The organism is Acidobacteriota bacterium (assembly GCA_022340665.1).
Lineage (GTDB): Bacteria > Acidobacteriota > Thermoanaerobaculia > Thermoanaerobaculales > Sulfomarinibacteraceae > Sulfomarinibacter.
On the sequence record JAJDNM010000017.1, the window covers coordinates 1 to 12,274 of the forward strand.

Below are 12,274 nucleotides of genomic sequence, written 5' to 3' on the forward strand. Positions count from 1 at the left end.
GCCGGGGCGCTACGTCTGGCACTGCCACATCCTGTCGCACGAGGACCACGAGATGATGAGGGTGCTGCACGTCGGACCGGGCGCCTGATCCGAATCGTCAATTTCGCGATCACGGGCCGCCTTCGGGCGGCCCGTTTTTCATGCTCGCGCGCGTCGGGCATTGTGAATCGAGGGGCCGGCGATTTCTCGATCCTCCCTCCGTCAATCCAGACCACCAGCGGCAGGTGGTGGAGGCGCACCCTTGGGTTTTTCCATGGATTCCTCCGCTCGGACCCTTCGGGTCCTCGGTCGGAATGACACGGGGAACGGTTGGTTCCATGCGTGTTGCGGCTTCGGTGCACCGCCCCAAATGGGTGCATACCGGATCGTCTCATGTGCGGGCGGCGCCCACTCGTCGCTGACCGCCGCGGGTCCCGACTACGACTGGGCGCTGATCTGGGTGCGGCTCTCCTTGTCGCTCGCAGGGGGTGCCGCGACCTTCGGTTTGGCCTTGCCTTCCACCCCCTCGTCCGCGTCCTCGACCACCTCCTCCTCGACCACCATCGGCACGCCGCGGAGGTAACAGTCGATGCTGCGAGCGGCCAGCTTGCCAGCGCCCATGGCGAGGATGACGGTTGCCGCACCGGTGACGATGTCGCCGCCGGCGAAGACGCCCGGGATCGAGGTCATCTGGGTGACCTCCTGGGTGACGATACGGCCGCGCCGGTCGACCTCGAGGCCTTTGGTGGCCTGGGTCAGGAGCGGGTTGGCGCCCTGGCCGATACCGACGATGATCGAATCGAGCTCGATCTCGTACTCGCTGCCCTCGATCGGCACCGGCCGAGGGCGGCCCGAAAGGTCGGGCTCGCCGAGCTCCATCCTCTGCACACGGACACCGGTGACGACGGCATCGTCGTTGCCGAGCACCTCGACCGGAGCACTGAGCCAGCGGAAGTCAACCCCTTCCTCTTCGGCGTGCTCCAGCTCCTCGAGACGAGCGGGTGCCTCGTCGCGGGTACGGCGGTAGAGACAGATCACCTTCTCGCATCCGAGGCGCAGAGCGGTGCGGCAGCAGTCCATCGCCACGTTGCCCGCGCCGACGACCGCCACCCGATTGCCAATCGCCACCGGCGTATCGTAATTCGGGAAGTCGAAGCCCCGCATCAGATTGACGCGGGTCAGAAACTCGTTGGCCGAGCAGACGCCGATCAGGTCCTCGCCCGGAATGCCCATGAAGTACGGCAGACCGGCGCCGGTGCCGATGAAGAGGGCGTCATAACCCCACTCCCCCATCAACTCCTCCACCGTGGCCGTCGTCCCGACGACGAAGTTGCACTTGAACTCGACACCCATCTCGCCGAGGCTACGGATTTCGTCGCGCACGATGGCCTTGGGCAGGCGGAACTCTGGGATGCCGTAGATGAGGACGCCGCCGGGCTTGTGCAGGGCCTCGAATATCGTCACCGAGTGCCCCTCCTGGGCCAGGGCCGCCGCGCATGCGAGGCCGGCGGGCCCGGAACCGATGACCCCGACCTTGAATCCCGACGGCTCCTTGCACCGCGGCATCTCGACCGTGCCGCCCTCACGCTCGAGGTCGGCGACGAATCGCTCGAGACGGCCGATCGCCACCGAGTCTCCCTTCTTGCCGGTGACGCAGGTCTCCTCGCACTGGTCCTCCTGCGGGCACACCCTCCCGCAGATCGCGGGCAGAGTGTTGTCGGCCTTGATGACTGCCAGCGCCTCGGCGAAGCGCCCGCTGGCGACTGCTGCGACGAACGACGGGATGTCGATGCCGACCGGACAGCCGTCGACGCACTTCGGCTTCTTGCACTCGAGGCACCGCTCTGCCTCTCCGACCGCCATCTCCTCGGTGTATCCCAACGCCACCTCGTCGAAGTTGCGAATGCGCTCGGCCGCATCCTGAGCCGGCATCGGGTGTCGCGGGATGGCGAGCCGCTCCTTCTTGCTCAGTTCTCGGGACATCTACGAACCTCCAGTTGCGGTGGCCCGACATTGGTGAGATTCGAGGAACCGCCTGCGGGCGACCTCCTCCTGTTCGAGGTAGATCCGTTGCCGCTTCATGAGCATTTCGAAGTCGACCTCGTGGCCGTCGAACTCGGGCCCGTCGACGCACACGAACTTCGACTCTCCGCCGACCGGAACCCGGCAGCCGCCGCACATTCCGGTGCCGTCGACCATGATCGTGTTGAGCGAGACCAGAGTCTTGATGCCAAGGGGCCTGGTTTGCTCGGACACCGCCCGCATCATCACGGCCGGGCCGATAGCGATCACCAGATCCGGCCTTCCTTTGTCCTCGATGTAGGCGTCGAGGGCGTGGGTCACCAGGCCCTTCGCGCCAAAGCTGCCGTCGTCGGTCGTGTAATAGATCTCGTCCGACACCTCTTCCATCTCGCGCCGGAGGATGACCAGCTCCTGGGTGCGTCCCCCGAGGATCGACACCACGTGGTTGCCGGCGTCGTCAAGGGCGAGAGCTATGGGAAGGAGCGGCGCGATGCCCGCACCACCGCCGATACACACGCAGGTGCCGAAGTTCTCGACGTGGGTCGGCTTGCCGAGCGGTCCGACGACCTCGATGGAATCGCCGGGTCTGAGGGTGCCCATTTCCATGGTGGTCTTGCCGACCTCCTGCACGACCAGCCTGATGGTGCCCCTGACCGGGTTGGAGTCTGCGATGGTGAGTGGGATCCTCTCGGAGTGTTCATGAAGGTAGACGATGACGAACTGGCCCGCGCGGTGCCTGCGGGCAATCACCGGCTCATGGATCACGTAGCTCTTGAAAGCGGGTGCGATCTCTTCCATCTCGAGAATGCAGGCCATTACGGACCTCCCACTGGTCTGCTCGACCAATTCAAACGGTCGGTCCCCGGTGCGGATACGACTGCGAGTGCTCGAACCAAAGGTGGAAGTCATCGACCAGCGTCTCGTAGCGCCGCTTGAGGGCGGCAAACATCATCGCGTTGTCGATCGCCAGCGAACACTGCTCGCCAATCGACATCATCAGCAGTTTCTCGTCGTCCGAGAACCTGTAGGGATTGTTGGTGAACAGGCTCAGGACACCGATCGTCTTGCCCCGCGTCTCGAGCGGCACCAGCAGGATCGAAGCGACACCTTCGCGAGTCAACTCTTCGGCGTGCTCGATCCGTTCGTCCTCGCGACCGTCGAGAACCGCGACGCACGAGCCTTGCAGCACCTCCTCGACCAGCTTCGGGCAACAGAGGTCGCACATCCCCTTCACAAAGGGCTCGCCAAGCCCGAAGGACGCGCGCGTTTCGAGGGTGGAAGTCCGCCTGTCGATCAGCTGGATCGCACAACCATGCGTCCGCAGGTCTTCGGACACGGTCGTGACGATTGCGTCCAGCACCACCTGCAGATCGAGCGAAGATCGGATGGCTTCGGTCACGTTGGCCAGGATCAGCCGGAACATCGAGTCGGTGATGGCGCTGGTACAGAAGAGCGCCACTACCTTGAAGAACTCGATCTCGTCTTGCAGGAACTCTCGGCGGGCGCTGGTAAAGAGGCGCATCACCCCGATCACCTGGCCGCGAGTCTTCAGTGGAACCGTCAACAACGAGGCAATCCCCTCGGCCTCGAACGCTTTCGGGTACTGAACCCTGGGATCCGAGACGCAATCGAGGACGTCCACCACGTTTCCCTTGAGAGCCTCGGCGACGCTTTTTTCCGCGTCGACCGGGCCCTTGTTGAGAAAGGCCTCGCTCAAGCCGTAGGCCGCAACGTGGTCGAGCGTCTGGAGGTCGCGGCTGAGGAGCCGGAAGTGGCAGGCCTTGAGATGAAACTCCTTGACGATCGATCGCGCCGCCTTTTCCAGCATGACGGTGGTGTCGAGTTGGGAGTTGAGGGCATCGCCGATGATGTGGAACACGTTGCGGCACTGGCGGCACTTGACCATTCCTACCTCCTGCCCTGGTGAGAAGACCGGGCGAGCGCCGGAACAGTGGTGCCGACGGTGCGTCCACGGTCATTCTCACCGTGGATCATCGTTCGAGGCCAGACTGCGAAGTACGCATGACAGGTGTCGGCGATGCAAAAAGAATCCGCCGATTCGCTTCCGCGCTGGCTCAGAATCCGCTGGCGCTATGTCCGGAGGGGTTGACCTCTGCAAGCAATCTATGTCCGATTGAGCCAATCGTCAACGAATTTGAGATAGTACTTTATTTCACAGCTATGAATCAGCGACGCAATCTCTTGTCGCTGTCCAGGCCACCGAATTGAGAAGGGCAACGGATACAGGCTTCTCATCCGCCCCGATTCTAATGCCCTGCGTCTTGATTGGCGCATCACCGCCGCCCACGTCATCCCGAGCGAGACCACGCAGTGGCCTACAACCCCGTGTCATTCCGAGCGAGGCCGTAGGCCGAGCCGAGGAATCTGCGGCTCTCTGGACTCGCGCTTCCGGCTTTCCCATGGATTCCTCCGCTCGCTCGATTCGCTCGCTCGGTCGGAATGACAAAAAATAGAGACCAGTCGCTGGCGACGGAGGGTCACAAGCCGCGAAGCGGCGCCGTAAGGGCCCGCCTGAAGAAGAACGATGTGTCTCCCGAGCGCCGATCAGCCGTTCAGCTTGTAGTTGGAGTTCTCGGCGACGATGGTCACCTTCATTCCGTTCCAGGTGCCGGTGGTGACCGACCGCGACGGGTAGTTCGGGCCGTGCTCGATGCTGTCGAACATCACCTCGAGCGAGACCGGCGAGCCGTCAACCGCGGTCCTGATGTCGGCGGCAGCAGGACGCGCTGTCGCCTGCCGGATGGTGATCACGACCGAGTCGCCGGTGGTCATGACGTCGTGCGATTCGAGGATGATTTTCCCTTCCTCCCGCTTCACGGAGGAGGTCTTGACCGCCTTCTCGGCGAACATCGGGTTCAGGTATCCGTCCAGCTGATCCTTGACCCGAAGCACGAACTCGCGCGCGGCCTCGAGCTCCTTCTTCGACAGCTTCTTGCCGTCAGGACCACGAACCTTGCCCTTGGCCACCTCGCTGCTGGTCTGCATCTTCTCGACCGAACCGTTCGGCAGGATGCGCACGGTGAAGGTATCCATCCGCCTCTGCTGGTCGTCGACCAGCAGCGTCATTGTCGAATTCCAGGTGTACTGCCGAATTTCCTCCTGGTTGCGCCGCATCATGGCGCCCATTTTTGCGAGGTCCAGCGCCTCCTGGGCCTGGGCGATGGTTCCAACCGCCAAGATCATCACCGTCATTGCCGTCAGGGTCGTCGTACGGTTCATCTACTAGCCTCCTGCAAGGTGCCAGATGACGGTATCACTACCGCGTCTGATTTGGGATGTGGGATTTTCCATCGCCCGCGCATTTCGAATTTCGAATTTCGGATTTCGAATTTCCCGCCCATCCCCCCAGGACGTGAAGGCGAAGGTTGAGTCGGCCAAAGCAAATTTTGTAGCCGCGTCCTTCCTGAATGACCCGCGTCCCGGGGCTTGTTTGCCTGCGGCCCAGCCGCCGCAAGCCGATGTCTCGGAACGACAAAACGGATCTCGGTTTTTTAACCCACCCACCCGTTCTCCGGCGGGCGGCCGGAAAATTCCAAATTTCAAATTCGATATTCGAAATGCGGGGTGGGCGGGTGGGTGTGGCGTGCGAACCCGCCGGGTTCGCGACTAGCTCGCTCAGGAAAAGCCGCTCGAGCAGCTCGACGGTGTCGAACAGGCGACGTCTGGTGATCCCGAAGTGCTGGCGAAGCTCGAGAGTTGGCGCTCGACGTTTTCGCTCTCACATGCGGGGCATTTCACGCCCTCTGACCCGGCGCCGATCTTCTGCAGGCGTGAAAATTGGCTCCCGCATTCGGTGCATCGATATTCGTAGATAGGCATCGCTCAATCCTCTAAATTCCGAAATCCGAATTCCTCATTCCGAATTCCCGGTTCAGGCCTTGACCTTCTTGCCGCTCTCGAGATCCATGACCTCCTGCCGGCCCTGAAGAATCGTCTGGCGGTCGTGATCCACCCGCAGCTCCAGCGAGTCGCAGACGTTGCGGCATATCGTGAAGACGCCGTCGTCGATGATGCGGTAATAGACGTTGAGGCCAGCGCGCCGGGGGTCGACCAGACCCGCGCGCTTGAGCACGGACAGGTGCTTGGACACGTTGGCCTGGCTTCCGCCCACGACCTCGAGGATCTCCGAGACGCACCGCTCGCCGTTGTGAAGGCAGTGGAGGATCTTCAATCGAGTCGGGTCGGCCATCGCCTTGAGGACTTCGGCAATCCGGTTGAGCAGTTCATCTGATGCGATCACGATACCCCCCTCTAACCCGGTCTTCTCACCGGGTGTCTACTACGGACGGCGAATGGCACCAATCTGTCGCGCTTTTCGCGGATCATGCTCCTCAACGCAGTGTTACTAGGCCTGCGTCGCCCGATCCGCGAAAAACCCAACATCTCAATTCCCTTCACCGCCCTCGTAACGAAACCCGGTGAGAAGACCGGGCTAAATGCTCCCATCGCTCAATGGTAATATAGTCCTCTTTTCAAGCCTGGTCAATCTGATCGCAGAAAACGCCGACGTCCTGACCTCGGAACCAACAGAAAACCATGAGCTGCCGTATCATCGGACGATCGGGAGGTGCATATGCCGACGATTTTCGAGCTCATCGTTGCCGGTGAAATCCCCTGCCACAAGATCTGGGAGAACGACGACCACCTGGCCTTTCTCGACATCAACCCGAGGGTCGAGGGCCACACCCTGGTCATACCCAAAAAGCCCTGGTTCGAGATCTTCGCGATGGACGAGGAGCCGTACATTGCCCTGTGCACGGCGGCACGGACGGTCGCCCGGCACCTGCAGGAGCGCACCGGTTGCGCGCGGGTCGTGAGCGTTGTTCTCGGCTACGACGTCGAGCACGTTCACATCCACCTGCTGCCGACCAACCATCTCGAGGATTTTCCCTTCCCGCCGGTGGACGAGACGGCCCAGGCAAAGCTCGAAGAAACCGCGCAACACCTCAAGACTTGACCTCAGACCACCAAGCGCTACAGAATACTCTCCGCGCCGGAGTGGCGGAATGGCAGACGCAGAGGACTCAAAATCCTCCGAGGGCAACCTCGTGTGGGTTCGAATCCCACCTCCGGCACCAAACCCCTTCAACAACTGTGGGTTCGAACTCACCCTCAGCAGCCATTGTGGCCGTTGCCATGGGGGTCTCCGAGAGGGAGGGTGGGTGGCTTATGGCCACTGGCTGGTGAGGGGGAGTCACGACGCCCGCAGGGCGTCCGTAATCCCACCTCCGGCACCACGTACCGACTTCCGGGTTGCTCGCGCGCGTTGCGCGCGAGCCCTCGTCGAAACCACCGGGAGGCTCTTGGCCGCCTCCAACCATCCACCCAGCGGCCAGAGCCTCGACCGGTGCTTTTCGCCGAGGTCGACTCCCACCTCCGGCACCAAACCCCTTCAACAACTGTGGGTTCGAACTCCCCCTCAGCAGCCATCCGTGGCCGTTGCCATGGGGGTCTTGGCCCGGACTATTCATGAGGGTTCGTCGCGAGGGCGGCGAGGTGCTGTGACCAGTGGGGTTTGCGACCCGAGGGGCGCGCAGGCGTACTTGACGGTACGTCGAGCACCCCGAAGCGAGCAAACACCGCTGGGTGCGGTTCATCGTCGGCCGCAGCGGGAGCTTCATGAATAGTCCGGGCTAGAGGGTGGGTGGGAAGCGTACAACCACGCGCTGGTGGTGGTGAGTCACGACGCCCGACCTCGTCACGGCGGAGCGCGGAGCGCGAAGCCGGAAGGGCGTCCGTAATTCAAAATTCAGAATTCGGTTGTTGCCTTTTTCATTTACACGGGCTTGCGGTACGGTTATCATCGTGCGCAGCATCTCATGACGGGTGGAGCCGGGGTCGGCGATCTCGCGGTCTGAGACGGCGTCCGAGGCTTCTCGAACGGAAGGAGTAAGCGATGCGGGCGTCCAAACTCATGGTGACTATTCTGGTGCTGGCTGTGGCGGTAGGGGCAACCGCCCAGACTCTCGATCGCCAGCCCATCAATCTCGGACGATCGAATGCACGCCGCGCCGCGGTGGTGCCAACCGACACGACCAAAGACGACACACCGGTGGCGACAACCCGCGATGCGCAGGGGATCTGGTTCATCGAGGGCGGCTCGTTGTACGACGTCTACGAGGCGATGGGCTATGCAGTCGCGACGGATCGCCTGTGGCAGATGGACGTCTACCGGCGCACCGCCCGCGGCAAGCTGGCCGAGATTCTCGGGCCCGCCGGTGTCGAGCTCGACGTGCCCATGCGCATCATGGGCTACTCCGAAGAGGAGTACGCGGCGCAGCTCGCCGCCCTCTCCGCCGACGGCCAGACGATCGTTCAGGCCTTCACCGACGGCATCAACCGCCGGATCGGGGAGTTTTACGCGGGCGATTGGCTGGCGATGCCCTTCGAGTACTGGCTCCTATGCATCCAGTCCGTGTTGTTGGACGGCATCGGCCTCCCCGTGCTGCCGGCGCAATGGGAGACCGCCGATGTCCTCGCGACAATGATGTTGTTGGCTCGGTTCTTCGATGGCGAGGGCGATTGGATCAACAACGCCCCCGCCCAGCCCGAAAACTACCTCCTCTATCTGACCCTGGGTGGCGCTTATGGTGCCGAGGGTGAGGCCATGTTCGGGGACCTGCGGTGGATCAACGACCCCTCCGCGCTGACTGTCGTCCCGTCGGGCGGCGCCAAGGCCTTGCAACGCTCGAAGCAAGGGACACCTTCTCTCGAAGGCGTCAACCTTGACGCTCTCGGGAACGCAATCAGCGACATGAATGCTCAGACCGCGAGGATCCGAGAGCTGCTCGAGAACGTCGGCGCCGACGTCGACCTCGGCAGCTACGCATGGTCGATGTCCGGTGAAAAAACTGCCTCGGGCAACCCAATGCTCTACTCGGGGCCGCAGATGGGATTTCTGGCGCCGTCCATCATCGCCGAGGGCTCGATCCGCGGTGGCGGCATCGAGGTTTCCGGCATGCACGTGCCCGGCATTCCGGCCATCTTTGTCGGGCGCACGCCGCACCACGCGTGGTCGTTGCAGACCGGTCACGCCCACACTGTCGACTTCTGGCTCGAGGCACCGGAGACGGTATCACTGCACCGCATGGAGACTATCAACGTTTTCGGCGGGGACCCCGTCATGCTCCCGGTGTTCCGCGGCTTGCACGGACCGATCATCAACCCGATGCCCTACAACCCCATGGAACCGCCGGAATTGATTCTCTCCTGGTCCTTCAGCGCCTGGAACCACGAGGCTGACGCCATCGACCTTGCGCTCGGCTTCGCACGCGCCCAGAGCATGGACGATTTTGATGCCGCCGTCCAATCCGCCCCGGTCAGCTTCCACATGAACTACATCGACCGCGACGGCAACTTCGCCTACTGGATGTCGGGCTGGGACCCGATTCGCGGAGCTGGGTACAACCCACTTTTTCCGTCGATCACTGGCACCACCGGGGAATGGACCGGCGAGCTTCGGCCTCGCACCAACGATCGGAACAACCCGAGAGGGTGGTACGGCGGCTGGAACAACAAGGCCGCGATTGACTACCCCAACGGTACCAGCAACTACAGCTACTATTTCGGCCCGTGGCACCGCGCGCACGTCGTCGACGAATACCTGTCAACCCACGATGACCTGACCTTCGAGGAGGTCCGCGAGCTGGCACTCAACATCGCCACAACGGACAGCATCGACGGCGGTGGCGACACCTGGACCTACGTCGCGGATGCTTTCAAGGCAGCGGTCGTGGCCGACCCGAATGAAGACCGCAATGCGGCCATTGCCATGCTCGACGCGTGGGACCGCCACTTCGTGGCCGGTGGACCCAGCGAGTGGCGTTTCGGCGCCTATAAGGCCGACGCCTGGATGCTGCAGGACTGGTGGGTCGAAGAGGTCCTTCGAATTACTTTCGAGGACGAGTTCGCGATGGCTGGGATGAGCTGGGAACAGCAGCCAAAATCCATACTGTATAACGTACTGATACGAGCCCTGGCCGGGCAGACCTACTACGACTGGTTCCAGGACAAGCGGGGAACAGGCGACAAACCTGTCGGAGCAGAGGCGATCATCATCCGCGCGCTTGACAACGTGATCGAGCACGCAGGTCTGGGACCGTACAACGAACCGCGCGGCACGATCAGCCACACTCACGGCGTGTTCACTTTTGTGGATATTCTCGGCCCGCTTTGGACCGCAACGCCATATTCGAATCGTTCGACCTATGCCCAGGTCCTCGAGTATGATATGAACGGTCCGGCGCGGATCGAGTCCATGTTCCCATTGGGCGAGTCGGGTGCGATGTACTATAACGGAACGTTGACGCCCACCTTCGACCCCAACTTCTTCTCGATGGTGCCGGCATTCGACGCCTTTCTGCCGAGGCCGTTCCCGCTCTTCGAATAGAGCGTCCATCCGTCTGAGATTACGCCCCGCTCTTCGGAGCGGGGCTTTTAAATTTCGGATTTCGAATTTCGGATTTTCCGCCCACCCCACCCTCCCGGTGTCTGGGGGGTCGGGTGGGAAATTACAATTTCGAATTTCGAAATGCGCGGAACGGTGGGCGGCATTCCCCATTCCTAATTCCTAATTCCTAATTCCTAATTCGAAAAGGGTATCCTCTTTCGGTGACGAAACTGAACACCTTGAGCCCCGGCTTCGACTGGCGGGCGGATGCCGTCGGCTGGCCTGTGACGACCGACGTCGGTCCTGGTCTCACCGGGGTGGTGGCGGCCGGGACCGAGGTCATGTGGCTCGACCCGTCGAGCGGCCAGCTGGCCTACCGCGGGGTGCCGGTCGATGAGCTCGCCGGACGGGCAGATTTCGAGGAGGTCGCCCACCTCTTGATCACAGGCAGCACTCCCGACGACGATCCCGAAGGGCTGGCCGAGTTTCGCAACCAGGTTCGATCGAGCAGGGAGCTGCCCTCGACGGTCGAGGGGCTGATTCGAGATCTCGATCCGGAAACCCATCCGACCAGAATGCTGCGTGCGGGCGTGTCGGCGGTCGGTTGCCACGAGCTGACTGTCGAGGATGATCTCTCGGGCGAGCGCCAGTGGCGCGAGCTGCGGGTGGTCGGCCAGACCGCCGCCCTGGTGGGAGTGATCTGCCGACACCGCGCCGGACGCGAACCGCGCGCACCACAACCCGGCTGCAGCCTCACCGAGGGAGTGCTGGCCGCCCTCAACGATCGACCGCCGACCGCGCGCGAGGTGGCGGCGCTCGACCTCGCGTGGGTGCTGCACGCCGCACACGGGTTCGACGCTCCCACATTCACCTCGATGATCGTCGCCTCCTGCCTGGCCGACCCCTACTACAACATCGTCGCCGGCCTGTCGGCGCTGCGCGGACCCCGGACCGGCGGCGCGGCCGAGGCGGTGCTCGATCAACTGCTGCCGCTCGACAACCCGGCCGGGGCCGAGACGTGGGTTCGCCGAACCCTGGCCGACGGAGGCGTGGTAGCCGGTTTCGGCCACCGGTCCTACCGCATGCCCGATCCGCGGGTGGTGGTGCTGCGCAAGGAGGTTGCGTCGCTGGCGCGCTCCCTCGGGCGCCCGGAGCTCTTCGAGGTGGCGCGCGCGGTCGAGGTCGCGGCCACCGAAGCGCTCGCCCCGCGCGGCGTCTTCATCAACGTCAATTTCTACGGCGCCCTGCTCTTTCACCTGCTCGGCGCCGACCCGCCGCTGGTACCGTGTCTGATCGCCATCGGGCGCATGGCCGGCACCGCGGCGCTGGTGCGCGAGGCCCTCGACGGCATCAGGCTCTACCGGCCGCTGAGCCGCTATACCGGCGTCACCGAGCGGCACCTCGAAGACCGGGCGAAGACGTGATCGGATCGAGCCTCCCCCCGGTGGTGCAAACCTACGAGCGCGGACTCGAGGGCCTGGTGGCCGGCGACACTTCTATCAGTCGGATCGACGGCCAGGCCGGTCGCCTTTTCTACCGCGGCTACCCGATCGAGGAGCTGGTGGGTCGCGCGAGCTTCGAGAAGGTCACCTATCTCATCCTCTTCGGTGAGATGCCGGACAGGCGCCAGCTCGACGACTGGTCGGCCGAGCTCCGAGCTTGGCGGCAGCCTCCTGCGGCCGCACTCGATTCTCTGCAGAAGGTACCGGAGTTGGCCCACCCGATGGCCCAGTTCCGGACGATGATGACCGTCGCCGCCTGTCACATTCCCGAGCCCGAGAACACCGAGCTCGACGCCCAATGGCGGCGGCCGGCAAGAATATTGAGCTGGACTGCTGGGCTCGCCGCCTGTGCGATCCGCCA

Annotated in this window: 11 protein-coding genes and 1 tRNA gene; 6 read left to right on the forward strand and 6 right to left on the reverse strand. The window is 63.2% G+C overall.

The genetic code is table 11. From position 1 onward, the window contains the following. The first annotated feature begins 28 nt into the window (after positions 1-28). Positions 29-88 (forward strand): hypothetical protein, encoded by a 60-nt coding sequence (locus tag LJE93_02535; protein ID MCG6947779.1) that lies wholly within the window; start codon positions 29-31, stop codon positions 86-88. Between the two features lie 329 nt (positions 89-417). On the opposite strand, the gene gltA is transcribed toward LJE93_02535, so the two are convergent. The 6 genes from gltA to LJE93_02565 form a co-directional block, all read right to left on the reverse strand. Next, complete coding sequence (gene gltA, locus LJE93_02540) at positions 418-1,962, reverse strand: NADPH-dependent glutamate synthase (protein MCG6947780.1); 1,545 nt, start codon at positions 1,960-1,962, stop codon at positions 418-420. After that, a complete protein-coding gene (locus LJE93_02545) occupies positions 1,963-2,817 on the reverse strand; it encodes a sulfide/dihydroorotate dehydrogenase-like FAD/NAD-binding protein (GenBank protein ID MCG6947781.1) in 855 nt (284 codons plus the stop codon). Positions 2,818-2,848: 31 nt separating this feature from the next. Then, entirely contained in the window at positions 2,849-3,907 is a 1,059-nt protein-coding gene (locus tag LJE93_02550) for a GAF domain-containing protein (GenBank protein ID MCG6947782.1), read from the reverse strand. A gap of 659 nt (positions 3,908-4,566) precedes the next feature. Further along, positions 4,567-5,241, reverse strand: a complete 675-nt coding sequence (locus LJE93_02555; GenBank protein ID MCG6947783.1) for a hypothetical protein — start codon at positions 5,239-5,241, stop codon at positions 4,567-4,569. Between the two features lie 396 nt (positions 5,242-5,637). Then, positions 5,638-5,841, reverse strand: coding sequence for a zinc ribbon domain-containing protein (locus LJE93_02560; protein ID MCG6947784.1), 204 nt, complete (start codon positions 5,839-5,841; stop codon positions 5,638-5,640). Between the two features lie 52 nt (positions 5,842-5,893). Beyond that, positions 5,894-6,262 (reverse strand): metalloregulator ArsR/SmtB family transcription factor, encoded by a 369-nt coding sequence (locus LJE93_02565; protein MCG6947785.1) that lies wholly within the window; start codon positions 6,260-6,262, stop codon positions 5,894-5,896. Positions 6,263-6,595: 333 nt separating this feature from the next. Between LJE93_02565 and LJE93_02570 the strand changes: the two genes are divergently transcribed. The 5 genes from LJE93_02570 to LJE93_02590 form a co-directional block, all read left to right on the forward strand. Continuing rightward, positions 6,596-6,979: an HIT family protein gene (locus LJE93_02570; GenBank protein ID MCG6947786.1), complete on the forward strand. Its 384-nt coding sequence runs from the start codon at positions 6,596-6,598 to the stop codon at positions 6,977-6,979. 35 nt (positions 6,980-7,014) lie between these two features. Then, positions 7,015-7,100, forward strand: a tRNA-Leu gene (locus tag LJE93_02575). Positions 7,101-7,918: 818 nt separating this feature from the next. After that, positions 7,919-10,411 (forward strand): penicillin acylase family protein, encoded by a 2,493-nt coding sequence (locus LJE93_02580; GenBank protein MCG6947787.1) that lies wholly within the window; start codon positions 7,919-7,921, stop codon positions 10,409-10,411. A gap of 221 nt (positions 10,412-10,632) precedes the next feature. Then, positions 10,633-11,835 carry a citrate/2-methylcitrate synthase gene (locus LJE93_02585; protein ID MCG6947788.1) on the forward strand — a complete coding sequence of 401 codons (1,203 nt, stop codon included), beginning with the start codon at positions 10,633-10,635 and terminating at the stop codon, positions 11,833-11,835. 20 nt (positions 11,836-11,855) lie between these two features. Beyond that, on the forward strand, positions 11,856-12,274 hold a 419-nt coding region (locus LJE93_02590; protein ID MCG6947789.1), incomplete at its 3' end, for a citrate/2-methylcitrate synthase.

Coding starts and splice junctions, on each gene's coding strand:
- LJE93_02545 (MCG6947781.1), bottom strand. CDS start 2,817: ATGGCCTGCATTCTCGAGATGGAAGAGATCGCACCCGCTTTCAAGAGC.
- LJE93_02555 (MCG6947783.1), bottom strand. CDS start 5,241: ATGAACCGTACGACGACCCTGACGGCAATGACGGTGATGATCTTGGCG.
- LJE93_02580 (MCG6947787.1), top strand. CDS start 7,919: ATGCGGGCGTCCAAACTCATGGTGACTATTCTGGTGCTGGCTGTGGCG.
- LJE93_02550 (MCG6947782.1), bottom strand. CDS start 3,907: ATGGTCAAGTGCCGCCAGTGCCGCAACGTGTTCCACATCATCGGCGAT.
- gltA (MCG6947780.1), bottom strand. CDS start 1,962: ATGTCCCGAGAACTGAGCAAGAAGGAGCGGCTCGCCATCCCGCGACAC.
- LJE93_02560 (MCG6947784.1), bottom strand. CDS start 5,841: ATGCCTATCTACGAATATCGATGCACCGAATGCGGGAGCCAATTTTCA.
- LJE93_02570 (MCG6947786.1), top strand. CDS start 6,596: ATGCCGACGATTTTCGAGCTCATCGTTGCCGGTGAAATCCCCTGCCAC.